The organism is Microbacterium sp. 70-16 (assembly GCF_001898315.1).
In the GTDB taxonomy this organism is placed as follows: Bacteria; Actinomycetota; Actinomycetes; order Actinomycetales; family Microbacteriaceae; genus Microbacterium.
Genome location: NZ_MKTQ01000014.1, coordinates 462,500 through 488,325, shown reverse-complemented (window position 1 = coordinate 488,325; position 25,826 = coordinate 462,500). Strand labels below are relative to the sequence as shown.

Annotated in this window: 18 protein-coding genes and 3 pseudogenes; 18 read left to right on the top strand and 3 right to left on the bottom strand. The window is 70.7% G+C overall.

The annotated features are described in order from the left end of the window. The first annotated feature begins 16 nt into the window (after positions 1–16). From BGO46_RS07255 to BGO46_RS07235, 5 genes are all read left to right on the top strand, one after another. Positions 17–619: a ComEA family DNA-binding protein gene (locus BGO46_RS07255; protein ID WP_292676326.1), complete on the top strand. Its 603-nt coding sequence runs from the start codon at positions 17–19 to the stop codon at positions 617–619. Positions 620–663: 44 nt separating this feature from the next. Beyond that, complete coding sequence (locus BGO46_RS07250; protein ID WP_292676329.1) at positions 664–3,006, top strand: ComEC/Rec2 family competence protein; 2,343 nt, start codon at positions 664–666, stop codon at positions 3,004–3,006. A gap of 10 nt (positions 3,007–3,016) precedes the next feature. Further along, entirely contained in the window at positions 3,017–4,066 is a 1,050-nt protein-coding gene (holA, locus tag BGO46_RS07245; RefSeq protein ID WP_292676332.1) for a DNA polymerase III subunit delta, read from the top strand. A gap of 270 nt (positions 4,067–4,336) precedes the next feature. Then, on the top strand, positions 4,337–4,597 hold the full coding sequence (rpsT, locus tag BGO46_RS07240) for a 30S ribosomal protein S20 (RefSeq protein WP_292676335.1): 261 nt from the start codon (positions 4,337–4,339) through the stop codon (positions 4,595–4,597). A gap of 381 nt (positions 4,598–4,978) precedes the next feature. Beyond that, complete coding sequence (locus BGO46_RS07235) at positions 4,979–6,211, top strand: MFS transporter (RefSeq protein ID WP_292676340.1); 1,233 nt, start codon at positions 4,979–4,981, stop codon at positions 6,209–6,211. Here BGO46_RS07235 and BGO46_RS07230 read toward each other — a convergent pair. Next, positions 6,194–6,943 carry an alpha/beta hydrolase gene (locus BGO46_RS07230; protein ID WP_292676343.1) on the bottom strand — a complete coding sequence of 250 codons (750 nt, stop codon included), beginning with the start codon at positions 6,941–6,943 and terminating at the stop codon, positions 6,194–6,196. The genes BGO46_RS07235 and BGO46_RS07230 overlap by 18 nt on opposite strands. 99 nt (positions 6,944–7,042) lie before the next feature. Beyond that, the gene (locus tag BGO46_RS07225) at positions 7,043–11,734 is read right to left on the bottom strand and encodes an ExeM/NucH family extracellular endonuclease (RefSeq protein WP_292676346.1); all 4,692 of its coding nucleotides are present in this window, start codon (positions 11,732–11,734) and stop codon (positions 7,043–7,045) included. A 310-nt stretch (positions 11,735–12,044) separates the two neighbouring features. Here BGO46_RS07225 and lepA point away from each other — a divergent pair, with 310 nt between their 5' ends. From lepA to hemW, 3 genes are read left to right on the top strand one after another with little or no spacing between them, the layout of a single operon-like run. Beyond that, positions 12,045–13,907: a translation elongation factor 4 gene (gene lepA / locus BGO46_RS07220; protein ID WP_292676349.1), complete on the top strand. Its 1,863-nt coding sequence runs from the start codon at positions 12,045–12,047 to the stop codon at positions 13,905–13,907. Positions 13,908–13,942: 35 nt separating this feature from the next. Further along, positions 13,943–14,593, top strand: coding sequence for a DUF1990 family protein (locus BGO46_RS07215; protein WP_292676353.1), 651 nt, complete (start codon positions 13,943–13,945; stop codon positions 14,591–14,593). Then, positions 14,593–15,810: a radical SAM family heme chaperone HemW gene (gene hemW / locus BGO46_RS07210; protein ID WP_292676356.1), complete on the top strand. Its 1,218-nt coding sequence runs from the start codon at positions 14,593–14,595 to the stop codon at positions 15,808–15,810. The genes BGO46_RS07215 and hemW overlap by 1 nt, the downstream gene beginning before the upstream one ends. A gap of 146 nt (positions 15,811–15,956) precedes the next feature. Here the strand turns inward: hemW and BGO46_RS07205 are convergent, their stop codons facing one another. Continuing rightward, positions 15,957–17,396 (bottom strand): carboxylesterase family protein, encoded by a 1,440-nt coding sequence (locus BGO46_RS07205; protein WP_292676359.1) that lies wholly within the window; start codon positions 17,394–17,396, stop codon positions 15,957–15,959. A gap of 74 nt (positions 17,397–17,470) precedes the next feature. Between BGO46_RS07205 and hrcA the strand changes: the two genes are divergently transcribed. From hrcA to era, 10 genes and pseudogenes are all read left to right on the top strand, one after another. Continuing rightward, a complete protein-coding gene (hrcA, locus tag BGO46_RS07200; protein WP_292676362.1) occupies positions 17,471–18,508 on the top strand; it encodes a heat-inducible transcriptional repressor HrcA in 1,038 nt (345 codons plus the stop codon). Positions 18,509–18,563: 55 nt separating this feature from the next. Further along, a complete protein-coding gene (dnaJ, locus tag BGO46_RS07195) occupies positions 18,564–19,673 on the top strand; it encodes a molecular chaperone DnaJ (protein ID WP_292676365.1) in 1,110 nt (369 codons plus the stop codon). Position 19,674: 1 nt separating this feature from the next. Next, a complete protein-coding gene (locus BGO46_RS07190) occupies positions 19,675–20,421 on the top strand; it encodes a 16S rRNA (uracil(1498)-N(3))-methyltransferase (protein ID WP_292676367.1) in 747 nt (248 codons plus the stop codon). A gap of 44 nt (positions 20,422–20,465) precedes the next feature. Continuing rightward, positions 20,466–20,813 (top strand): HIT domain-containing protein, encoded by a 348-nt coding sequence (locus tag BGO46_RS07185; RefSeq protein ID WP_292676370.1) that lies wholly within the window; start codon positions 20,466–20,468, stop codon positions 20,811–20,813. 85 nt (positions 20,814–20,898) lie between these two features. Further along, positions 20,899–21,528, top strand: a pseudogene (locus BGO46_RS07180) (PhoH family protein); the annotation flags it as partial. Continuing rightward, positions 21,517–22,338: pseudogene (locus BGO46_RS14625) on the top strand (LAGLIDADG family homing endonuclease); the annotation flags it as partial. The pseudogenes BGO46_RS07180 and BGO46_RS14625, both read left to right, overlap by 12 nt. 264 nt (positions 22,339–22,602) lie before the next feature. Further along, a pseudogene (locus BGO46_RS07170) lies at positions 22,603–23,004 on the top strand (PhoH family protein); the annotation flags it as partial. Further along, entirely contained in the window at positions 23,001–23,468 is a 468-nt protein-coding gene (gene ybeY, locus BGO46_RS07165) for an rRNA maturation RNase YbeY (RefSeq protein ID WP_292676373.1), read from the top strand. The pseudogene BGO46_RS07170 and the gene ybeY, both read left to right, overlap by 4 nt. Continuing rightward, on the top strand, positions 23,465–24,910 hold the full coding sequence (locus BGO46_RS07160) for a hemolysin family protein (protein WP_292676376.1): 1,446 nt from the start codon (positions 23,465–23,467) through the stop codon (positions 24,908–24,910). Before ybeY ends, BGO46_RS07160 begins: the two co-directional genes overlap by 4 nt. Further along, complete coding sequence (gene era, locus BGO46_RS07155; protein WP_292676378.1) at positions 24,907–25,800, top strand: GTPase Era; 894 nt, start codon at positions 24,907–24,909, stop codon at positions 25,798–25,800. Before BGO46_RS07160 ends, era begins: the two co-directional genes overlap by 4 nt. Positions 25,801–25,826 lie beyond the last annotated feature (26 nt).

The following is a 25,826-nucleotide window of genomic DNA, read 5'->3' as shown; positions in this document are numbered from 1 at the left end:
CTGTCAGGGTGTCGGAGTGACCGGGGCGACGATCGACAGACCGGCACGTCGCCGCCTCGGCGTGGGTGCGGCGATCGTGCTGGTGCTCGTGGCCGCCGCCGTGTCGGTCATGATCGGCATGGTCCGTGCCGCCGGCGCGCCGGATGCGGCGGGCGAGGTCGTCAGCGAGCAGATCGACACCACGGCATCCGCTGAGCTCCCCGCGCTGTACGTGCACGTCTCGGGAGCCGTCCGCAGCCCCGGGCTGTATCGCCTCGACGACGGTGCGCGGGTCGTCGACGCGATCGCGGCGGCGGGCGGTCTCGCATCCGACGCCGACGAAGAGGCGGTCAACCTCGCGCGGCGCGTCACCGACGGCGAACAGCTGCGGGTGCCGGTCGTGGGGGAGGAGCCGCCCGCGAGCGCGGCCGGCGGCGTCGCTAGCGACGGGCGCGTCAACCTCAACACGGCCGATGTCGCCGCTCTCGACACGCTGCCGCGCGTGGGGCCCGCGATCGCGGAGCGCATCATCCAGTGGCGCGAGGCGAACGGCGCATTCACGAGCGTCGACGACCTGCTGTCGGTGCCCGGCATCGGCGAGAAGATGCTCGCGAGCCTGCGCGACCTGGTGACGGTGTGACGTCGCTGCGCCGGGCTCGCCGGCGTGATGCACGACTCGTTCCGGTGGCCGCGCTCGCGTGGCTTGCGGCGGCGCTCGCGACGCTGCACGCCGAACTCGCGGCGCCGGCCGCCGCGGTGTTGTGGTTGGCGGCAGGCGGCGTGCTCGTGGTCGCGACGCGCCGCGGCGTGCGGCGCACGGCTTGGTGGGCTGTGCTCGCGGTGTGCCTTGCCGCAGCCGCCGCGGTGTGCACCCACGTGGCAGTCGCCGAGCCGGCGCGTGCGGCGGCGCGCAGCCTGGAGATCTCCGGCGGAAGAGCGCTCGTCGTCGAGGTGACGGCTGTCGGCAAGATCGAGCGCAGCGCCACCGGCTGGCGCTTCGATGCGACGCTCGATCGTGCATGGCTCGGCGCGCGCACCGGCGAGCCGCAGTCGTTCGGATCGGGCGTGCCGGTCCTCGTCCGCATCGACGAGGCCCCGCCCGAACTCGACCTCGGGGCACGCCTGCGCATGCGGGCGACGGCATGGCACGCCGATGCCGGCGAGCGTGCTGTCCTCGTGATCGACGCGACCGCCGAACCCGAGATCCTCACCGAGCCGCCGGGTGTGCTCGCCGTGGCATCCGCCCTGCGCCGCGGTCTCGTCGCGTCGGCAGCGTCGCTTCCGCAGCCCGGTGGCGGGCTCATCGCCGGGCTCGCGGTCGGCGACACGAGTGCCGTCGAACCCGAGCTGGATGCCGCGATGAAGACGTCGTCGCTGTCGCACCTGACGGCGGTGTCGGGGGCGAACTGTGCGCTCGTCGTGGCGATCGCCTTCGGGGTTGCGGCGCTGCTGCGGGCGCCGCGGCGCATCCGTGTGGCATCGGGTCTGGGTGCACTCGTCGCGTTCGTGATCCTCGTCTCGCCGGAGCCGTCGGTCGTGCGCGCCGCCGCGATGGCGGCGATCGCGATGCTCGGGCTGCTGCTGGGCAGACCGGGCGCGGGGCTGTCGCTGCTGACGACCGCGGTCGTCGTGCTGCTCATCGTGGATCCGTGGCTCGCACTCTCGCTCGGGTTCGCGCTGTCGGTCGCCGCGACCGGCGCGCTGCTCGTCGGCGCCGGTCCCCTCGCCGACGGACTGTCGCGATGGATGCCGCAGCCGCTCGCCCTCGCGATCTCGGTGCCGCTGGCCGCGCAGCTCGCGTGCGGCCCGCTGCTGGTGCTGATCGCGCCGCAGGTGTCGGTGTTCGGCGTGGTCGCGAACATCCTCGCCGCGCCCGCGGCGCCGGCGGGCACCGTCGTCGGGCTCGCCGCGTGCCTCACGGCGGGAGTGCCGCTGCTCGGGAGCGGGCTGGTCGCGGTCGCATGGCTGCCCGCCGCGTGGATCGCAGGCACGGCCGACACCTTCGCGACGCTACCCGGCAGCGTCGTCGCGTGGCAGGAGGGGCCGCTCGGATTCCTCGCGCTGGCGGTGCTCGGCGCGGCGGTCGCCGCGGTCATTGCGCCCGTCCCGGCGCGCGTGCGCGGAATCGGCGTGCTGGTGCTGGCGGCGGCCGTCGGCGTGGGGGTGGCGCTCGGGCCCGTGCGCGAGGCGATCACGCGCGCCGAGACGCCCACCGGCTGGGCGATCGTCGCGTGCGACGTCGGGCAGGGCGATGCCGTGCTCGTGCGGTCTGCCGGGCAGATCGCGCTGATCGACACGGGACCGGCGCCCGAGCCGCTCGCGCAGTGCCTGGACCGGCTCGGCATAGACCGCATCGACCTGCTCGTGCTGACGCACTTCGACCTCGATCACCGCGGCGGCGTGGATGCCGTGCGCGGCAGGATCGGCACCGTGCTGCACGGACCGCCGGGCGGTGACGCCGATGCGGCGCTGCTGGCCGGGCTCGAGGCATCCGGTGCACGGTCGATCACGGCCGTGCGGGGCATGACGGGTGCGCTGGGCGGGGCCCGCTGGCGCGCGTTGTGGCCGCGCGCTGACACGCCACCGGGCAACGACGCGAGCGTCGTCGTCGAGGTCATCGGCGGGGGAGTTCCCACGGCGCTGTTCCTGGGGGATCTGTCCGAAGCGGGGCAACAGGCGATGGCATCCGGCGCTGTGCTACGCACCCGCTACGACGTCGTGAAGGTCGCCCACCACGGCAGCGCCGACCAGTCCGCGTCGCTGTACACGCGGCTGCGGCCGAGACTCGCCCTCGTCACGGTCGGCGAGAACGACTACGGGCATCCCCGCGCCGAGACGTTGCAGATGCTGACGGCGCTCGGTGCCCGCGTCGCGCGCACCGACCACGAGGGGATGATCGCGGCGTGGACCGACGATGCCGGCCTGCGGCTGTGGCATGAGCGCCGTGGTGCCGCGGGTGATGGAGCATTGGGTTCTGGTGTCGGGGGCTCGGGTGCTGCGGGCTCTGGTGTCGGGGGCGATGGGTAGGCTGGCTGGCATGAGTCCCGCGCCGCGCCGTTCCAGTTCGCGGGGCGGAACCGGTCGCACGGCGTCCGCGATTCCGCAGATCTCCTGGCGTGCGCCGCAGCCGGCGCCGATCGTGCTGGTCTCGGGGCCCGAAGAGGTGTGCGCTGAGCGGGCGATCGCCGGCATCCGCGACTTCCTGCGTGCCGAAGACGAGAGCCTCGAGGTGTCCGACCTGCGCGCCGACGACTACGCATCGGGCAGTCTGCTCGGGCTGACGTCGCCGTCGCTGTTCGGCGAGCCGAGACTGGTCCGGGTGTCGGGCGTGGAGAAGTGCTCCGACACGTTCCTGACCGAAGCGCTCGCGTACCTCGAGGCGCCGCAGGACGGCGCGACCGTCGTGCTGCGGCACACCGGTTCGAGCGTGCGCGGCAAGAAGCTGCTCGACGCGATCCGCGCCGGCACCGGGGGCGGCGTCGAGATCGCGTGCCCGGCCGTCAAGCGCGACTCCGACCGGTTCGACTTCGCGGCGGGCGAGTTCCAAGCCGCGCGCAAGCGCATCGCGCCCGTTGCGCTGCGGGCGCTCGTGGGCGCGTTCTCCGACGACCTCACGGAGCTGGCCGCGGCCTGTCAGCAGCTCATCGCGGATGTGCCCGGCGACATCACCGAGCAGGTCGTCGAGCGGTACTACGGCGGGCGCGTCGAGACGTCGGCGTTCACGGTGGCCGACACCGCGATCGCCGGCCGCTACGGCGATGCCCTCGTGGCCCTGCGGCATGCGCTCGCGAGCGGTGCCGACCCCGTGCCGCTCGTTGCGGCGATCGCCTCGAAGCTGCGCACGATGGCGCGGGTCGCCGGCGCGCGCGAGTCGTCGTCGGCCCTCGCCGCGCGTCTCGGGATGAAGGACTGGCAGGTCGACCGCGCCCGGCGCGACCTGACCGGCTGGAACGAGGCATCCCTCGGCATGGCGATCCAGGCGGCGGCGCGGGCGGATGCCGAGGTCAAAGGCGCCTCCCGCGACCCGGTCTTCGCCGTGGAGCGCCTCGTCACCGTCATCGCGACCCGCGCCCCGTTCGGGGGTTGAGTCGGGCGGGACGCGTGGGCGTGGCCGCCCGCGGCGCGTGGCATCCCTTCATCCGTCCCGTTGTGCCGCTTCGCGGCTGCGGATGCCGCAGATCGGGACGGATGAGCGTAAGCGCGGCGCCGGGATGCGTGATTCCGGCATCGCGGCATCCACCTGGTAGACTCGGTGATTGGCTTGCGTGCGGGTCCCACCCTGCACGCCGCCGGAGGCGCCCCTCTACCGCTACCCCGGCACATCCATCGAAAACTCCGAACGAAAGAGCCGTCGAACGTGGCGAACATCAAGTCGCAGATCAAGCGCAACAAGACCAACGAGAAGGCCCGCGAGCGCAACAAGGCCGTCAAGAGCGAGCTGAAGACCGAGGTGCGTCGCACCCGCGAGGCCATCGCAGCCGGCGACAAGGCCGCTGCCGAGAAGGCACTCGCCAAGGCGACCCGCAAGCTCGACAAGGCCGTGAGCAAGGGCGTCATTCACGAGAACCAGGCGGCGAACCGCAAGTCCTCGATCGCCAAGCAGGTCGCCGCTCTCTGAGCCGCATCACCTTCGAGAAGAGCCCGTCCCCGCGTGGGGCGGGCTCTTCTGCGTTGCGCGCCCGCGCGTCATCCGTCCCGATCGGTCGGGTGGTGGGGTGGGTTGCCGCGTGTTGGGACGGATGAGGGGATGCCCGCCAGCGTGCGCCTCGGCATCCGCGCGTCATCCGTCCCGATCGGTCGGGTGTCGGCGTGGGTTGCCGCGTGTCGGGACGGATGAGCGGATGCCCCCGCCCACCCACCGCACCCACCCAATGCGCGCAGGCCGCCTCCGCATGCGGCATGATCGACTCACCGGTGCCCGACCGGCCGCTCATCGACGAAGGAGCCCCCACCCGTGTCGTCGCTTCCTCCCGGTACCACCCCAGCGACCACCCGGCCTGTGCGCGCAGGCGCCCGCTGGTTCACGCTCTTCACCCTCGCGTGGCTCGCCCTGTGGACGGTGCAACTCACTCCGCTGCAGCTGCTCATCCCGCTGCAGCTGAACACTCCCGACGACGCGGACGGCTGGATCTCGGGCGTGATCTCGTCGGGGCTCGTCCTCGCCGCCGGCGGACTCGCGGGTGTCATCGCAGCACCGCTCGCGGGCGCCATGAGCGACCGCACCCGTGGCGCGTTCGGCCGCCGACGCCCATGGGCGCTGGGCGGTGTCGTCCTCGGCGCCGCGTCGCTCGTCGCGATCGGCTTCGCGACAGGCCCGTGGGGCGTCGGCATCGCCTGGGTCGGCGTCTCGGTCGGCACGGCCGTGGCATCCTCTGCCTTCACGGCCCTCATCGCCGATCAGCTCACCGTTCAGCGCGGCGCCGCCGCCGCTGTCGTCTCGTCGAGCCAGGCCGTCGGGATCGTCGTCGGCGTCGGCGTGATCGTCCTGCTCGAACTCGGCCTGGTGGCGGGATATCTCGCCCTCGCCGGCTTCCTCCTGGTCGCGGGTGTCGCGGCGGCACTCTTGCTGCCCGACCCGCCGGCCCCGCGTGCGTCGGCGGCGGCGCGCTCGTCGCGCACCATCGGCGAGCGACTCGCCGCCTTCGGCGACCGCGACTTCGCCTGGCTGCTGTGGGGCCGCCTGATCGTCAACATCGGCAACGCCCTCGGCACGGGACTCCTGCTCTTCTACCTGCTCTACGGCCTCGATCGCGATGCCGCGACTGCCGAGGATGACCTGCTGCTGCTCATCGTCGTGTACACCGTGTTCGTCGTCGCGGCCGCGATCGTCTCGGGCCGGATCTCCGACCGGCGCGGGCACCGCATCGTCCTCACCGTGGGCGCGGCGATCGTGCAGGGCATCGCGTCGCTGCTGATCGCCCTGGCCCCGTCGTACGAGACGACGATGATCGCCGCGGCGCTGCTCGGCGTCGGGTACGGCGCGTACATGTCGGTGAGCCTGGCGCTCGCGACCGACCTGCTGCCGTCACCCGAAGACAGCGCCCGCGACCTCGGCCTGTTCAACGTGTCGGCGAGCCTCGGGCAACTCCTGGGTCCGCTCATCGGCGCGGGCCTGGTCGCCCTCGTCGGCAACTTCTGGCTGCTGTTCGCCGTCGGCGGCGTGCTCTCGATCGCGGGCGGCGCGATGACACTCGCGATCCGCAACCGCCCCCGCTCAGCCCGCCGCGTCTGAGACCGCGCCGGATGCCCCGGCATCCATCGTGGCCAACGCGAGATCCAGCAGCGCGTTGAACACGCGCGGACGCATCGCCGTCACGAGATGACTCGTGCGCGGCACGACGATCAGTTCCGCTCCCGGCACCTGCGAGACGAACAGGCGCTCGTTGATGCGCAACTGGTCGTACTGCCCGTTGATGAACCACATCGGCACGTCGATGCGTCGCAGCGCGGCGAGCAGATCGAGCACCGAGAGGCTGCGCAGCGCGACATCCTGCGCGTCGTACGCATACCCACCGGCGCCGAAATCGGCACGCGTCTCGGGCGGCAGCGTGTGCGCGAGCACCCACGCGCTGATCGGATCGCCGCGCTGCGGCAGCAGGTCGAACCCGCGCGCAAGGGCGCGGTAGGTCGCGAGGCCCGCACCGCGGGGGATCGCGGTGCAGGATGCCGCGATGAAGGCATCCACGGGCGGTTTGGTCTCCTGCCCGACGTACGCCGTCGACAGCAGGCCTCCCATCGAGTGGCCGACCAGCAGCACCTTGCCGTCGGCGGCGGCGTCACGGACCGCCCCGTCGATCGTCGCGAACGCGCCCTCGAGCGTGAACGGCTCCGCCATCCGCGCGCCGTGGCCGGGAAGGTCGACGGCGACCCCGGGCGTGCCGCGCGCCTCGAGGTGCGCGAGTTGCGCGCGCCACATCGTTGCGGATGTGCGGATGCCGTGCACCATCACCACCGTCGTCACCACGAAGCCAGCCTAGGCACGAGGCGCCGTGACAGCGCCTGAACACGCGAATGCGGCGCCGCCCCGAAGGACGACGCCGCATTCGGCGTGACGCCGTGCGATCTAGAACAGCGAGCGCACCTTGACCGCCGAGCTCTTCGAGCTCTTAGCGACCGTGGCGTCGTTCGGCTCGAACGTCGCCGTGTAGGTGTGCGTGCCGCGGCTCAGCGTGCCGAGACGGTACGTCGCGATGCCGTACTTGACGGCCACCTTCGCGACGACCTTGTCACCCTCGCGGAAGACCACGACACCGTCCGGCGTGCCCTTGTCCTGACGCACCGTCGCGACGAGCGTCGTCGGCAGCAGGCGGTTGATGTGGACGGGCAGCAGTGCGTACAGGTTCGTCGACGTCGCCGCCGGCTGCACCGACTGCTCGACCGTGATCGCAACCTCGACGACCGTGCCGGATGCCGGAGCCGTGAGTGTCAGCGTCGCTGCGCCCGCCGGGGTTCCGGCCGGAACCGTCACGCTCACCTGCGCGGCGCCACCGGTGACAGCGACCTCACCCAGGTCGATGCCGCCGAGCGAGACCTGCAGCGAGGTGTTCTCCGGCGCGCCACGGCTGGTCAGGTTGAGACCCGCCACACCGAACGACACCTGCTCGCCGGCCTTCACCGTCGCGGGTGCACCCGTGACCTCGACCGCCTGCTTGGCGTAGGAGGGCGCGAGCGGCGAGCCGTCGGCGATGAAGTCCATCCAGGCCTCGTAGTCAAGCAGGCCGGTGTCGACGTAGTCCGTGCCCTCGGTGAAGACCCGGAAGTTGTCACCACCGGTCGCGAGGAACGAGAACGTGCCGACACGGTACGTCGCCGCCACATCGAGCGGGGCACCGTCGATCGTGACCGACGTGACGCGGTCACCCTCGGGGCGGGTGGAATCGAACGTGTACGAGACGTTGTCCGACAGACCCAGCTGCAGGTACGGACGCTGCGGGACGGTGCCGTCCGCGGCGCGCTGCCACTGCTGCTCGAGGAGCGTCTTGAACTGGGCACCGGTGAGGCTCACGAGCGCCAGCGTGTTGTTGAACGGGAGCACGGCGTTCGCCTGCGAGAACGAGACCGTGCCGTCGGCGAGACCGGCCACAGCCGTCGCGCCGAACTCGGCCTGCGTGTCCCACAGGTCTGCGCGCAGACCGCCCGGGTTCGTCACACCGATCGTGGCGCCGTTCGGCAGGCCCGACAGGCTGTCGCGCAGCATATTGCCGACCGTGTTGCCGAGCGTCGACTCGCTCGCGCGGTCGTCACGGCTGCCGCCGGTCCATACGCCGTCGACGAACGCGCCGCCCGAGTAGGCCGTCGTGATGTCGCCGGCGACCTCGCCGACCGCGGTGTTGCCCACCTCGGCCGCCGCAGCGATCGCCTGCTTCACGATGCCGTCCACGGCCGCGACCTTGGGGTAGGTCGCGATGAGGTCGGCCGCCGGCGTCGTCGTGCGCTTCACGAGCTGCTCGGTGTGCGCCGTGACGGTGCCGTCCGAGCCGTCGATCGTCAGCGTGATCTTGCCGACGTTCGCGCCGTACGAGCCGGTCTGGACGACAGGACGGGTGCGGTCGGTGCCGGGGATCGTCGCCGACCACGCGTACTCCTTGTGCGTGTGACCGGTGAAGATCGCGGCGATGCTCGGGGCGGTGTCGTTCACGAGCGACGCGAAGGGCCCGCCGGCGGCGAGTTCCTCGTCGAGCGTGGCGCCGTCGGGCGTTCCCGCTCCGGCACCCTCGTGGTACAGCGCGATGAGCACATCCGCCTCGCCGTTGGACGGGTCGCCGTCGGTGAGCTGACCGGCGACGCGGTTGACCGCCTCGACCGGGTCGCCGAAGGTGATGTCCGTGATGCCGCCGGGGGAGACGAGCGTGGGCGTCTCCTCGGTGACGGCGCCGATGACGCCGACCGCGAGGCCACCGGCATCGAGCAGTGCGTACTCGGGCAGGGCCGGAGTCTCGGTACCCGCAAGGTACACATTCGCACCGAGCTGCGGGTAGTCCGAGGCATCCGTCACACGGCCCGAGAGATCGGCCCAACCGCGGTCGAACTCGTGGTTGCCGACCGCCGTGGCCTGCACGCCCAGGGCGTTGAGGACATCGATCGTCGGCTGGTCCTGCGCGACCGACGACGCGAACAGCGAGGCGCCGATGTTGTCACCTGCAGACAGCAGCAGCGTCGGGCCGGATGCCGCGGCGCGCTCCTGCTCGATGGTGCCGGCGAACGCGACCGTGTTGGCGTCGATGCGACCGTGGAAGTCGTTGATGCCGAGCAGGGTCAGCTCAACCGGAGCAGCCTCGGCCGACAGCCCCACGAGCACGGGGTCGTGGTCGCTGGAGCGGTAGGCGTCGGCAGCGTAGAACTCGGTACCGTGCGAACGGAAGCGGCTGTACTCGAGCGCGACCGACTCACCGGAGTTGATATTCCAGATGTCGGCACCCGTTGCGCGGTCCTTCGCAGCACCGCTCAGCAGGATGTGGTCGAGCGAGCCGGACAGACCCGAGAAGCTGTACGACGACGTGTCGACGTCGAGCGCCTGCGCGGCATCCACGTAGCCGGCGTCGTACAGCACCTGCAGCGGGTCCTCCGCCGTGTACGAGTTGAAGTCACCAGCGAGTGCGACGGTGTCGACGTCACCCTGGATCTCGGCGACCCAGTCGCGCAGGGCCGTCGCCTGACGCACGCGCGACTCGTTCGACGAGCCCTGACCGTCACCTGCGTCAGCGTCGCCGGGCCAGGGGCCCGCCGAACCCTTCGACTTGAAGTGGTTCACGACGAACAGGAACGGGTCGCCGCCGCCGGCGGCCTCGAAGACCTGCGCGATGGGCTCACGGGCGTTGCTGAACGCCTCGCCCGCGCCGCTCTGGTCGCCCAGCGCGCGCGACTCGCCGACACGGTCGACGGACGCGGTGCGGTAGATGATCGCGTTGGTGATGACGTCCTGCTCGGATGCCGGGGGCAGGTCGGTCGACGACGGGACGAAGGCCCACGTGTCGGCACCCGCGGCGGCGTTGAGCGCCGCGACGAGCGTCGCAGTCGCCTCGTCGGCCTGCTCGCCGAGCGCGGCCGAGTTCTCGATCTCCATGAGACCGACGACATCGGCGTCCAGGGCATTGATCGCCGCGACGATCTTGTCTTGCTGACGCTGGAGGTCATCGGCGTCCCACGCACCGCGCTGGTCGCAGCCCTCGCGCACCGTGACGCCGTCGCCGAAGCGGTCGGTGTGCGCGACGCAGGAGGGGTTCTCGTTGCCGAGGGTCGTGAAGTAGTTCAGGACGTTGAACGACGCGAGTCGCACGTCGCCGCCGACCTCTTCGGGGGCCGTCGTGCGCGGGTCGGAGAACACGACGCCGTCGGTGCCCGTGCCGTCACCGGCGAGGGGGCCGGTGGGGTTGAGCTTCCACGCGTTGTTGCGGTAGTCGACGATCACGGCGTCGGTGAAGGTGACGGATGCCCCGACGATGATCGGCTCGGTGAGCGAGACGTACGCGGGGGTGAGGCCGCTGTTGGCCGACGACAGGTAGTTGATGCTCGTGCCGTCGTCGAGGGTCACGCCGCGGGCGACGTTGTCGGCCGCGATGGCCGCTGCCGCGTCGGTGCCGGGGCGTGCACCGTCGGTCGGCTGCTGCAGGGGAGTGCTGCCGGCGGCAAGGCCCACCTCGCCGTACTGGTTCGTCGAGTACGTGTTCGAGACGGTGAACTCGCCCTGCGGGGCGACGAGCATCGACTCGAGCGACTCGCGCTGCGCGGCATCCGTCGGCCAGCCGACGGTCGCGGGAGTCGGGGCGGTCTGTGCGGCGACCTTCACGGCGCCGCCGGCGCCGACGGTGAGCTCGGTCAGGCCGTTGAACTCCGAGACGGCGCCCGTGACGCGCACGGTGTCGCCGAGGGCCACTTCACCGGTCGCGCTCGGCGAGTAGACGAAGATCGCGTCCGACGCGGTGTGTGCGGCGAGGTCGATCGCGCCGCCCGTGCCTGCGGTCTGGATGACGTAGCCGTTGAAACCACCGGTCGGGTAGTACGCCGTGACGACGCCCTCCGTCGTGACGGTCGTGCCGACCAGCGGGGATGCCGCGCCTGCGCCCTGGATGTCGGCGATCGCGACGATCGTCGGGTCGACCGGGGGATCGGTCGGGTCAACCGGCGGGTCGGTCGGGTCGGTCGGGTCGGTCGGGTCGGTGTCATCCGAGCCGAGGCCCGTCGGCGTGGGGGTGCCGGCGGTGAAGTCGGCCTTGTTGTCGGCCGTGTTCGCGAACGACGCCGAGCGCGACACGCTCGTGCCATTGGTGGTCGCGGGCGCCGCGCCCGTGCCGGCGAAGTGCGTGGCCGCGCCCCAGCCGACGAAGTCGACGACGTCGTCGCGCGTGGTCAGGTCGGCCGATCCCGACAGGGCCGTCTGGTTCGAGACGAGTGCGACCTTGCCGCCCGTGCCCGACATCGGGATGCTGCCCTCGACGTCGGCCTCGATGGCCGGCTGCGCCGAGTTCGTGCCGAACGCCTCACCGATGAGCACCTGGCCGTCCTTCGGGACGGTGATACCGGTGAGCGCCGTGACCTGCCACGAGCTGCCGCTCGTCGACGCGTACTGCACGCTGTACGCGGACAGGTCGATCGGCGCGCCCGAGACGTTCGCGAGCTCGATGAAGTCACGGTTGAACGCGCCGCCGCTGTTGCCGCCGCCGCCGTACACCTCCGAGATCACGACGGGGGCGTCCGTCGACACCGCCGCCTGTGCCGCAGTCGGCACGAGCACGGCGCCCGCCGTCGCAGTCGCCATGGCGGCGATGATCGCCAGCGATCTGCGGAGCGGGTGGGAAGCGGGGGGAACTGAGGGATGCTGCAAATGCGACACGATCGTCTCTCCGAAGGCGGTCCGCGCGCGAAAGGGTGCTCGCGCAGACGTCGGCCGCCAGATCGAGCATTCTGTGCCCGCTATCGGTTGGGCAAGAGACAGCTGGGTTAACTCTTTCTCATCGCCCAGACCCCTGGCGTGTCTCCCTCGCGGCCCGCTATCGTTCGCGGCACGAACGGCTCAGCCGAGGCATCCGCCGCTGCGCACAGCCGACCGCCGGTAGACTGCTCGGGACATGTCACCCCGTGCCCTGAAGCCTCTCGAGCCGTCTGCGACCCCTCCCGAGCTGATCCGCAACTTCTGCATCATCGCCCACATCGACCACGGCAAGTCCACGCTGGCCGATCGCATGCTGCAGATCACCGGCGTGGTCAGCGACCGCGACATGCGGGCGCAGTACCTCGACCGCATGGACATCGAGCGCGAGCGCGGCATCACGATCAAGTCGCAGGCCGTGCGGATGCCCTGGGCCCTGACCGACCCGTCGACAGGCGCGGCGAGCACGTATGCGCTGAACATGATCGACACGCCGGGTCACGTCGACTTCACGTACGAGGTCTCGCGGTCGCTCGCCGCGTGTGAGGGCGCGATCCTGCTCGTCGACGCGGCGCAGGGCATCGAGGCCCAGACGCTCGCGAACCTCTACCTGGCGCTGGAGAACGACCTCCAGATCATCCCGGTGCTCAACAAGATCGACCTGCCGGCGGCCGACCCCGAGAAGTACGCGGCCGAGCTCGCGAACCTCATCGGCGGCAAGCCCGAGGACGTGCTGCGTGTCTCGGGCAAGACCGGCATGGGCGTCGAGGAGCTGCTGGACCGCATCGTCGAGCAGATTCCCGCCCCGGTCGGTGACGCGACGGCACCCGCGCGCGCGATGATCTTCGACTCGGTCTACGACGCGTATCGCGGCGTCGTCACGTACGTGCGCATGGTCGACGGAAAGCTCGAACCGCGCGAGCGCATCCAGATGATGTCCACGAAGGCTACGCACGACCTGCTCGAGATCGGCGTGTCGAGCCCTGAGCCGGTGCCCACCAAGGGGCTCGGCGTCGGCGAGGTCGGTTACCTCATCACGGGCGTGAAGGACGTGCGCCAGTCGAAGGTCGGCGACACGATCACCAATCAGCGCAAGCCCGCGAGCGACGCCCTCGCCGGGTACACCGATCCGAAGCCGATGGTCTTCAGCGGCATCTACCCGATCGACGGCAGCGACTACGCGGACCTCCGCGAAGCGCTCGACAAGCTCAAGCTCTCGGATGCCTCGCTGCAGTACGAGCCCGAGACCTCGGTCGCGCTCGGCTTCGGCTTCCGCTGCGGGTTCCTGGGGCTGCTGCACCTCGAGATCATCACCGAGCGGCTGAGCCGTGAGTTCGACCTCGACCTCATCACGACGGCCCCGTCGGTCACCTACGAGGTGACGACCGACACGGGCGAGATGGTCACCGTCACCAACCCCAGCGAGTACCCCGACGGGCGGGTCGCGTCGGTCTCCGAGCCGGTCGTGAAGGTCGGCATCCTGCTGCCGAAGGACTATGTCGGCACGGTCATGGAGCTGTGCCAGAGCCGCCGCGGCACCCTGCTCGGCATGGACTACCTCAGCGAAGACCGCGTCGAACTGCGCTACAACATGCCGCTCGGTGAGATCGTCTTCGACTTCTTCGACCAGTTGAAGTCCAAGACGCAGGGCTACGCGTCGCTCGACTATGAGCCGGCCGGCTCGCAGGAGGCCGACCTCGTCAAGGTCGACATCCTGCTGCAGGGCGAGAAGGTGGATGCCTTCTCGTCGATCGTGCACCGCGAGAAGGCGTACGCGTACGGGACGCTCATGACCGAGCGTCTGCGCAAGCTGATTCCGCGTCAGCAGTTCGAGGTGCCCATCCAGGCCGCGATCGGCGCGCGCATCATCGCGCGCGAGAACATCCGCGCGATCCGCAAGGACGTGCTCGCCAAGTGCTATGGCGGTGACATCACCCGCAAGCGCAAGCTGCTCGAGAAGCAGAAGGAGGGCAAGAAGCGCATGAAGATGGTCGGCCGCGTCGAAGTGCCCCAAGAGGCGTTCATCGCTGCCCTGTCGGGTGACGTCGAAGCCAAGAAGTGACGTCGGGAACACGAGTCAGCGACGGGAGATCGCATATGCGCCGCGGGAACTTCCAGGAGGGCACGGTCGACTACGCGGCCGTGGGGGCCACGAACGCCCATGACCTGATGACCTATCCGCCCGAGCACAGCGTCCCGGCCGAGGCATCCTGGCGCATCGGCAGCGGTCAGGCGCGGTTCGAGAGCTCGGCCGACGCGCTGCTGTCGTGGGGCGCACTGCGTGGTGCGGGCCTCACGGTCGCCGACGTGCGTCCGGCATCCGGACCCATGTACTCGGGCGTCGGCTTCGACGCCGAAGGTGCGCCGGTGGCACCGTCGCGCCTCGAGGCCGACCAGCGCTTCGATGCCGACGGCACTCCGTACGTCGCTGCCGGCACGACGATCCGCGCGCAGGGGCGCGTCAAGGGCATGAACGCCGACGGCGAGCTGCGGGTCATCTCGGCGATCGAAGAGGCGCGCCGCGTCGGCTTCGCGCTCGGCACCGTGGGCGGCTCGGTCGTCAGCGGCGAAGAGTCGTTCATGATCGAGTGGGATGACACCGACGAGGTGCGCTTCACGGTGCGGGCCTTCGACCGCCCGGTCTCGTTCCTGTACCGAGTGCTCCCGCAGCTCGTCAAGCGTCGCCGGCGCGAGCTGTTCCAGGGGTACCTGCGCGCGATCTCACCGATGTACACGACGCCGTCCTGATGGGCTCCGCACTTCCCCTGGGTGACCCCGCGCCGGCTGACGGGGCGCTGCCGGATGACCTCACGATCGACCCGCAGCGTGATTTCGGCGTCTATCTGCATGTCCCGTTCTGCCGCGTGCGGTGCGGATACTGCGACTTCAACACGTACACGGCATCCGAACTGCGCGGGGCACGGCAGGATGCCTATGCCGACGAGGTCCTGCGCGAGATCGCGCTGTCGCGCGGTGTGCTCGCCGCACGCGGCCCGCTGCGCGAAGCGCAGACGGTCTTCTTCGGCGGAGGCACGCCGACGTTGCTGCCCGGCGGCGACCTGGCGCGCATGCTCGCGGGCATCCGCGAGGCGTTCGGCCTCGCATCCGGCGCCGAGGTGACGGTCGAGGCCAACCCCGACACCGTGACGCCGGCGCTTGCGGCAGTGCTCGCCGACGCCGGGGTGACGCGGCTGTCGATCGGCATGCAGTCGGTCGTGCCGCACGTGCTGCGCACGCTTGACCGCACGCACGACCCGGAGGGCGTGGCCGGTGCCGTCGTCGCCGCGCGCGGCGCGGGGCTGGACGTGAGCGTCGACCTGATCTACGGCACGCCGGGCGAGTCGCTGGGCGACTGGGAGCGCTCGGTGCGCGCCGCGATCGCGCTGCAGCCCGACCACATCTCGGCGTACGCCCTCATCGTCGAGGACGGCACCCAACTGGCGCGCCGGATCCGCCGCGGTGAGATCGCCGCGCCCGACGACGACCTGCAGGCCGACATGTACGAACTCGTCGACGACCTGCTCGGCGGCAGCGGGTTCGACTGGTACGAGGTGTCGAACTGGGCGACGGCACCCGAGCATCGCTCGCGTCACAACCTCGCGTACTGGCGCGGCACCGACTGGTGGGGCTACGGCCCGGGCGCACACAGCCACGTCGACGGGCTGCGCTGGTGGAACGTCAAGCATCCCGCCGCCTACGCACAGCGACTGGCAGCCGGCGAGTCGCCCGCCGCCGCGCGGGAACGGCCGGATGCCGCCGCGCGGCGCCTTGAGGACGTGCTGCTGCGCTCGCGCATCGCCGAGGGCCTCGCCGTGTCGGAACTCGAAGACACGGGGCGGCACGCCGTGGCATCCCTCATCGCCGACGGGCTCATCGAGGGCGCCGCCGCCGTGCGCGGGCGCGTCGTGCTGACCCGCCGCGGCCGCCTGCTGGCGGATGCCGTGGTGCGCGCACTCACCGCCTGACCGGCGGTCAGCTGGCGCCGCTTCGCGCCATGCCGAGTGCGCCGCTCTGTGCCGAGTGCGCCGCTTCGTGCCGAGTGCGCCGGTCGCGGCGCCCGCATGACGGGCGCACTCGGCAGCAGATGGCGCAGTCGATGGCACGGGCTGGCTCAGCCGGCCAGCGCATCCACGGCTGCGGCGCGGCGTACGGGCTCGATGCGGCACTCGGTGTCGAACACCTGCACCTGACGCCCGGCATCGTACGCGGGCCAGCCGGGGTCGCCGCTGCGGGTGAAGCGCACCCAGTCGGCGTGCATCCGGTCGGCGAGCTGCTGCGGAGCAGCGTCGCCGACGAGCTGGCGCGACTCGGCGGCATCCACCCGGTCGAAGACGAACCCGATCTCGAGCGCGTGCGCCGCGCGCAGGTCGCGCACGGGGCTGCGCCACGCGAACTCGTACACGTAGGTGGGGGACCGCTTCGCGCCGGCGACCTTCAGGGCGGGGCCACGCAGCATGCGGTCGGTCACGATCTGGCCGAGGATCTCGCCCGCCGACGCGCCCGGCAGCGCCTCGTGGTAGGCGCGCACGGCGCTGCGACGGATGCGCGTCGCGAGCCGCGCGGGCTCGAGCTTGAGCGGCGAGATGGCCGCGAGCTGAGCGGGCGTGAACCAGAGACGGTACTCGTCACTATTGGTGCCGATCAGCAGAGGGATGCCGAGGCGAGGCAACGCCTCGACGGGCGAGACCGGCAGGCTGTCGGGGTCGATCGCGAGTGTGTATCCGGCCACGCCGGACAGCGGGCTGGACCCCTCGGCGAGTGCCCGCCGGGCGTCGAGAAGCTGGCGCGGCGTGAGGGCGGCGAACGCCTCGCGCGTCGCCGGGACCTTGAGCTTCTTGGCGGTCGCCTGCGTGACACGCGCGGCGCGTGCGACCGGCACCGCCTCGAGCGGCCCCGACTCGATGATCGCCGCTCGGGGGATCGACGCCGTGTCGGGCCGTGAGAGCAACGCCGCCACGAGCGCACCGCCCGCCGATTCGCCCGCGATCGTGATCTGAGCCGGGTCGCCGCCGAAGGCCGCGATCTCGCGCTGGACCCAGCGCAGGCCCGCGGCCGCATCCGACAGGCCGAGGTTGCGCGGCGCGCCGTCGAGCACAGAGAAGCCCTCCGCACCGATGCGGTGATTGATCGAGACGAACACGATGCCGTCGCGGGCGAACGCCGCACCGTCATACGCCGGAAGCGCGGCCGTTCCGCGCTCGAGCGCCCCGCCGTGGTACCAGACGAACACGGGCGCCCCGCCCGGCGAAAGGGCATCGACCGGCGCCCACACGTTGACGGTGAGGATGTCGTCGCCGGGGATCTCGACCGACCCGAGCAGTTCGCCCAGGGCGCCGAAGTACGGGTCCTGCGGGGCTGTCGCGCCGTGCGCCGTGGCATCCCTCGGCTCGGTCCACGCGGGAACTTCCTCGGGCAGGGCGAAGCGGCGCGCCCCGAACGGCGGCAACGCGTACGGGATGCCGAGGAAGCGCACGGTCTCGCCCGATCGACGGCCGATGACCGGTCCGTGAGACGTCTGGACAGGGACGGAGTCGATGGCATCGTCGCGCATACGGATCATCGTAGGGTGACCGCGGTAAGATTGGCACTCGAAGACCCGGAGTGCCAGCTGGCGGAGGAGGAGCGATGGTCTCGGAACGCGGCCTGCAGGTCCTCCGCGCGATCGTGCAGGACTACGTCGACACGAACGAGCCCGTCGGCAGCAAGACGATCGTCGATCGGCACCAGTTCGGGGTGTCGGCGGCGACCATCCGCAACGACATGGCGCTGCTCGAAGATGAGGAGCTCATCGCGGCTCCGCACACCTCGTCGGGGCGGATCCCGACAGACAAGGGCTACCGCGTCTTCGTCGATCATCTCGCCGAGTTGCGGCCGCTGTCCGGCGCGCAGCGCGCGGCGATCTCGACGTTCCTCGCCGACCCTGTCGATCTCGACGACCTGCTCATGCGTACCGTCCGGGCCCTGACGCAGCTGACCGGACAGGTCGCGATCGTGCAGTACCCGTCGTTTGCACGTGCGAGCGTCTCGCACGTCGAGTTCGTGCACCTCGGCGGCGCACGCATCGTCGTCATCGTCGTGACTGACACGGGGCGCGTCTCGCAGCGCCTCGCGTTCCTGCGCGACGAGCTCGATGAAGACGATGTCGCCCTCGTCAAGGCCGAGATCGCGGCCCTGGTCACGGGGAAGCCGGTGGCGGATGCCGCGCAGGCGATCGCCGACCTGCAGGCGGGCGCTGCCACGGGCACGCGCGTCGACGACGCGGTGCGGACGGTCGCCCGCATCGTCGCCGAGGAGCTCGACGACTTCCGGCAGGACAAGCTCGTCATGGCCGGCAGTGCGACGCTCGCCAAGCGCGAGGGTGACTTCCGCGGCAGCATCTATCCGCTGCTGGAGGCCATCGAAGAGCAGGTGACGCTGCTGCGCCTCATGGGCGAAATGGTCGCCGACGACAAGGGCCTGGCGGCCAGCATCGGCCGCGAGAACGCGCCGTTCGGGCTCGCCGAGGCATCCGTCGTCACGAGCGACTACGACGGCGCCGGCACGCGCGCCCGCGTCGGGCTGCTGGGCCCGACGCGCATGGACTATCCCACCAACCTCGCGGCGGTTCGCGCCGTCGCGCACTACCTCAGTCGGCTGCTCGACGAGGACGACACGTCCCGCTGAGCGGCCCGCACCGACGAACAACCCACCGCGCCCGCAGCGGGCAGGAAAGGCGATTGTGGCCGACCACTACGAAGTACTGGGCGTCGCGCGTGACGCGAGCCCCGAAGAGATCAAGAAGGCGTACCGCCGTCTCGCGCGCCAGCTGCACCCGGATGTGAACCCGGGGGAAGAGGCGTCCGAGCGATTCAAGCTCGTGACGCACGCGTACGACGTGCTGAGCGACCCCGAGCAGCGTCAGCGCTACGACATGGGCGGCGACGGCTCGCCGTTCGGTGGCGGCGCGAACTTCGGTGGCTTCGGCGACATCTTCGAGACGTTCTTCGGCGGCGGAGCGGGCGGCCGCGGCGGGCGCCCCCGGTCGCGTCGAGAACGGGGCCAGGATGCCCTCGTGCGCGTCACCCTCGACCTGAAGGACGTCGTCTTCGGCACGCATCGCGACCTCGAGGTCGACACCGCGATCCTCTGCGAGACGTGCGAGGGCTCGTGCTGCCAGCCGGGCACCCAGCCCGTCACGTGCGACATCTGCCACGGCTCCGGCCAGGTGCAGCGCACCGTCCGCAGCCTGCTCGGCAACGTCGTCACGTCGCAGCCGTGCACGACCTGCCAGGGCTACGGCACGACGATCCCGTACCCGTGCGCCACGTGCCAGGGCCAGGGTCGCGTGCGCGCGCGCCGCACCGTGTCGGTCGACATTCCCGGTGGCGTCGAGACGGGGCTGCGGCTGCAGCTGCCGGGCTCGGGCGAGGTCGGCCCGGCCGGCGGCCCCAACGGTGACCTCTACCTCGAGGTCACCGTCGCCCACGACGACGTGTTCAGCCGCGACGGCGACGACCTGCTCGCGACCCTCGAGGTCTCGATGCCCGACGCGATCCTCGGCACGCAGACGACGATCTCGTCGCTCGACGGTGAGGTCGACCTCGAGGTGCGCGCGGGTGTGCAGTCGGGTGACGTGCTGACGATCAAGGGCCGCGGCATCACGCCGCTGCGCGGCGGCAGCCGCGGCGACCTGCGCGTCGGCGTGCAGGTCGTGACGCCGACGAAGCTCGGCGCGAAGGAGCGTGCGCTCATCGAAGACTTCGCGAAGAAGACGAAGGCACCCGCGCCGCAGCTCGCGCAGTTCCACCAGGGACTGTTCTCCAAGCTGCGCGACAAGTTCCGGGGCTGAGATGGCGCTGCACTTCCTCGTCGACGAGGCTGAGGTCGCCGTGCGCGGTGCCAGGCCGGGCGACGTCGTCGAGCTGACCGGCGCCGAGGCACACCACGCGGCGGTCGTGCGCCGCGTCCGCGTCGATGAGGAGGTCACGGTCGGCGACGGGCGCGGCACGTGGCTGACCGGCGTCGTGACCGAAGCTGCGCCGCGACGCGTAGCCGTGCGTGTGGCGGCGCACGAGACGCGCCCCGAGGCATCCCCGCGCTTTGTTCTCGTGCAGGCGCTCGCGAAAGGCGACCGTGACGAGCTCGCGGTGCAGGCCGCGACCGAGCTGGGCGTCGACCGCATCGTGCCGTGGCAGGCCGCGCGTAGCGTGTCGCGGTGGGATGCCGCCAAGGCGCAGAAGGGCGTCGCGCGGTGGCAGACGATCGTGCGCGAGGCCGCCAAGCAGGCCCACCGCGCGTGGGTGCCCGAGGTGACCGCACCGGTGAGGACGCGTGAGCTGGCCGCGCTGAGCGATGCCCGGCTGCTGGTGCTCGAGCCGACGGCATCCGTCGCGCTGTCGAGCATCGAACAGGATGCCGGTGACACCCGCGATCTCGTTCTGATCGTCGGACCTGAGGGCGGCATCGCCCCCGAAGAGCTCACCGCCCTCGAGGCATCCGGCGCCGAGCTCGTACGCCTGGGCGGCACGGTCCTGCGCACCTCGACGGCCGGCCCCGCCGCGCTCGCGCTGCTCAACGCCCGCCTCGGGCGCTGGTGACGCGTCGCCGCCACGCAGAGGCGGGCCCGCAATAGACTGAACGCATGAGCGAACCGTCGATCTTCACGCGCATCCTGCAGGGCGAGATCCCCTCCGAGATCATCGCGCAGACCGAGAACGCGTTCGCGATCCGCGACATCGCGCCGAAGGCTCCCGTGCACCTGCTCGTGATCCCCAAGACGGCCCAGTACCGCGACGTCGTCGAGCTCGCCGCGGGTGACCCGGCGCTGCTCGCCGAGGTCGTGGGTCTTGCGAACACTGTCGCCGCCGAGCACTCCGACGGTGACTTCCGCCTCGTGTTCAACACCGGCGCGGGCGCGGGTCAGACCGTGTTCCATGTGCACGCGCACGTGCTCGCGGGTGGGCTGTCTGAGGGGAGCCTCGGTGCCTGAGGGCCCAGAGCGCAGCGCGGACGACGCCGCGCACCACACGGCGGGCGATGACGTCGTCGAGCGCATCTACGCCGACGGCGTCGCGATGGTGCAGCTGCTTGGCCCGCAGGACCGCCTGCTACGCGTCGTCGAACGCGAGCACCCCGACGTGCAGGTGCACGTGCGCGGCAACGAGATCACGCTGAGAGGCTCGGCGGATGCCGTAGCGCGCGCCCACGCGCTCGTCGACGAGCTCATCGCCCTGTCGCGCACCGGTCACGGCCTCGACCCGTCCGACGTCGTCAGCAGCGACCGGATCCTGCGCGGCGACTCCGGGCAGCGTCCGTCGGAAGTGCTCGGCGAGGCGATCCTGTCGTCGCGCGGGCGGATCATCCGCCCGAAGACCCTCGGCCAGAAGGGCTACGTCGACGCGATCGACGAGAACACGATCACGTTCGGCATCGGCCCCGCGGGCACGGGCAAGACCTATCTCGCGATGGCCAAGGCCGTGCAGGCGCTGCAGCGCAAGGAGGTCAGCCGCATCATCCTGAGCCGGCCCGCGATCGAGGCGGGGGAGCGGCTCGGCTTCCTGCCCGGAACGCTGACCGACAAGATCGATCCCTACCTGCGGCCGCTCTACGACGCGCTCAACGAGATGATGGATCCCGAGATCGTGCCGAAGCTCATGGCATCCGGAACGATCGAAGTCGCCCCGCTGGCGTATATGCGTGGCCGTGCGCAACCCCTCGATGCGAACGTCCTCACTCCCGATGGCTTCGTACCGATCGGCTCCCTCAAGGTCGGCGATTTCGTCATCGGATCCAATGGTGAGCCGACAGCCGTTCTGGGTGTCTTTCCCCAGGGGAAGAAGCAGGTGTACCGCGTCGGCACACAAGACGGCGGCGCGACGTTGGCCTGTGGGGAGCATCTCTGGACGGTCACAACCCGGGACGACAAGCGACGTGGTCGCTCTCGCGTCATCCAGACATCCGACATGGTCGGCAACCTGCGTGCGAGTCACTATCACCGCTACGAGCTACCACTCGTCGAGCCGGTGCACATGGTCGCACAGCCGATACCACTGGATGCCTATGCTCTTGGACTGCTCCTCGGCGACGGCTGCATCACGACTCGGACGACACCGACGTTCTGCACGGCCGACGCGGAACTCGTCGAGCGGCTGAGCGATTGCATCCCCGAGATCGATGTCGTCCACAAGGACCGGTATGACTACGTGCTCCAGCGCAAGGGTGGGGGTGGACGCGGCGGGGTCATCACGGCGAACCCGCTGACCACGATCATTCGTGACCTCGGCCTGGCGGGCACGACTTCGTCTACGAAGTTCGTGCCGTCGCAGTACCTCGTGAACTCTGTCGAGGTGCGGTTGGCGCTGTTGCAGGGACTCCTGGACACCGACGGTGGCCCGGTGGCGCAGCGGAGCCGGTCGTGTCGTGTGCAGTACACGACGACCTCAGCGCGGCTGCGCGACGATGTCGTGTACCTGGTCCGTTCGCTCGGAGGCGTCGCGTACGTGCGGACCCGAGCGGCCGAGGGACGCACACCCGGCGTTGCCGGCGGTCGGCCCGTGCCGTACGTGCACGACGCATATGTGATGGACATTCGGCTGCCCGACCACGTGGAGCCCTTCCGGCTGACACGAAAGCGTGACCGCTACCGCGCGACCCCGGTAGGTCGCCCGCAGCGCTATGTGCATTCCATCGAGCCCGCGGGCGAGGTGGAGACGGTGTGCATCCAGGTTGCCGCGGAGGACTCGCTGTATGTCACCGATGATTTCCTGGTGACGCACAATACCCTGAACGATTCGTTCGTCGTGCTCGACGAGGCGCAGAACACGACGCCCGAGCAGATGAAGATGTTCCTGACGCGCCTCGGGTTCGGCACGCGCATGGTCGTCACGGGCGACATCACGCAGATCGACCTGCCGCAGGGGGCATCTGGCCTGCGCCTCGTGACCCGCGTGCTGCGCGACATCGACGACATCGAGTTCGTCTACCTCACCAGCGACGACGTCGTCCGCCACACGCTCGTCGGCCGCATCGTGGATGCCTACACGGAGTACGACGAGCAGCGACTCGCCTCGCGGCGCGAGCACGACGAGGCATCCGCATTCGCGAACCGTGCGACGCGCCGCGGACAGCAATCCCGCCCCGGCGGCCCCCGAGACCACCTTCCGAAGCGAGGCATGTCATGACGATTGAGATCACGAACGAGTCCGGGATCGACATCGACGAGACGGTCCTGCTGCGCCTCACCGAGCACAACCTCGGCGAGTTGCACGTGAGCGCGGATGCCGACGTCGCGATCCTCCTCGTCGACGAGGGCGCCATGGAAGCGCTGCACGTGCAGTGGATGGACGAGCCGGGCCCGACCGACGTGCTGAGCTTCCCGATGGACGAACTGCGGCCCGGCACGGCCGAGCAGCCCACGCCAGCCGGTCTGCTCGGCGACATCGTGCTCTGCCCGCAGGTCGCCGAGACGCAGGCGCAGGCCGCCGGGCACTCGACGCTGGACGAGCTGATCCTGCTGACGACGCACGGCACGCTGCACCTGCTCGGGTTCGACCACGCCGAGCCCGCGGAAGAGCGTGAGATGTTCGGTCTGCAGCGCGACCTGATCCAGTCGTTCCACGTCTCCGAGCGCCGCCGTCGCACATGACCGAGTTCCTGCTGCTGGTCGCGGCGGTGCTGCTGGTCGCACTCGGCGGTCTGATGGCGGCGCTCGATGCCGCACTCAGCGTCACCTCGCGAGCCGACCTGCTCGACCTCTCGGCGAGCGGCCGCAACGGCCCAGCGCTGGCGGCTGTCGCCGCCGATCCCGAAGCACACGGCAATGCGGTCGTTTTCATCAGGATTCTGGCCGAGACGACCGCGGCGGTGATCGTCACGGTCGCCTTCACGCTGTTGTTCGGCAACATCTGGTGGGCGATGCTGGCGGCGGCCGTCCTGATGACGGCGGTCTCGTTCGTGCTCGTGGGCGCGAGTCCGCGTGCGGTCGGCCGGCAGCACGCGAAGGGCCTGCTGCGCGCGTGCGCGCCGGTCATCCGCGGTGCCCGCGTCATCCTCGGGCCGCTCGCGCATCTTCTCGTCGTGATCGGCAATCGGGTCACGCCCGGGGTGCAGCGCGGCACGTCGTTCGCGAGCGAGGAGCAGTTGCTCTCGATGGTCGACGAGGCCGCCTCGCAAGACCTCATCGAAGAGGACGATCGCGAGCTCATCCACTCGGTGTTCGACTTCACCGACACGATCGTGCGCGCCGTCATGGTCCCGCGCACCGACATGGTGACGGTGGATGCCTCGACCTCCACCCGCGAGGCGATGAGGATCTTCCTCGACAAGGGCATCTCGCGGGCGCCGATCGTCGACGCCGACGCGGACGACGTCGTCGGCGTCCTCTATCTGAAGGACCTCGTGCAGTTCGGCTTCCGCGACGAGTCCGGCTGGCGCGACGCTCCCATCGCTCCCATCGCCCGCCCGGCTGTCTTCGTTCCGGAATCGATGAAGGTGGAGACGCTGCTGCAGCAGATGAAGCGGGATGCCGTGCACGTGTGCCTCGTCGTCGACGAGTACGGCGGCGTCGCGGGGCTCGTGACCCTCGAAGACCTCATCGAAGAGCTCGTCGGCGAGATCGCCGACGAGTACGACCCGCGCTCGAGCGAGATCACCGACCTCGGCGACGGGCGCTTCCGCGTCAGCGCGCGACTCGGCCTCGACGAGGTCGGCGAGCTGTTCGGCATCGAACTCGACGACGATGACGTCGATTCGATCGGCGGTCTTCTGGGCAAGCTTCTCGAGCGCGTGCCGCAGCCGGGCGCGACGGCCGAGTACGGCGGACTCATCCTCACCGGTGGCACCGCGCGCGGCCGCGGGCGGGGCCTGGCGACCGTCTTCGTGCAGGCCAGTGACGCCCTCGTGGCGGCCGAAGCGGCCCTCGCCCCGGCATCCACCGCGAAGCCGACACGGGCGCCCCGCACGGGCGCCGTCCCGGTGCAGAAACCGGAACGGCAGAAGTCTGAACGGAAGAAGAGCGACGCGCCGAAAGCCGACGCCAAGAAGGTCGACACGAAGAAGGTCGACGTGCAGAAGGGCGAACAGAGATGACCGAGACACGATCGGGGTTCGTGACGTTCGTGGGGCGGCCGAACGTCGGCAAGTCCACGCTGACCAACGCCCTGGTGGGTGAGAAGGTCGCGATCACATCCGACAAGCCGCAGACGACGCGGCGCGCGATCCGGGGCATCCTGAACCGTCCCGGCGGGCAGCTCGTGATCGTCGACACGCCGGGGATCCACAAGCCCCGCACCCTGCTCGGCCAGCGTCTCAACGATCTCGTCGAGCAGGTGCTCGGCGACGTGGATGCCATCGGGTTCCTCGTGCCGGCGACCGAGAAGATCGGCCCCGGTGACCGCCGCATCGCCGCGTCGCTGGACGGCTACGGCCGCGCGAAGAAGGTCGCGATCGTCACGAAGACCGACATCGCGTCACGCGACGAGATCACCGAGCGCCTCATGGAGGTCGACAGCCTGCGCGAGGACTGGGCCGCGGTCATCCCGCTGTCGGCCGTCGCGGGCGAGCAGCTCGACGTGCTCGCCGACGAGCTGTTGACGCTCATGCCCGAGGGTCCGGCGCTGTACGAAGAGGGCGTCGTCACCGATGAGTCGCTCGAGGATCGCATCGCCGAGATCATCCGCGAGGCGGCGCTTGAGGGTGTGCGCGACGAGCTGCCGCACTCGATCGCCGTCACGATCGAAGACCTGGCCGAGCGTGAGGACGGGTCGATGACCGACATCTACGCGAACGTCGTCGTCGAGCGCGACAGCCAGAAGGCGATCATCATCGGGCACAAGGGCTCGCGCCTGCGCGACGTCGGCACGCGCGCCCGCGCCCAGATCGAGCCGCTCGTGGGCACGCGCGTGTTCCTGAAGCTGCACGTGCGCGTCGCGAAGGAATGGCAGCGCGACCCCAAGCAGCTCGGCCGCCTCGGTTTTTGACGCGGTCCGGGTCACGGCCGCGGAGC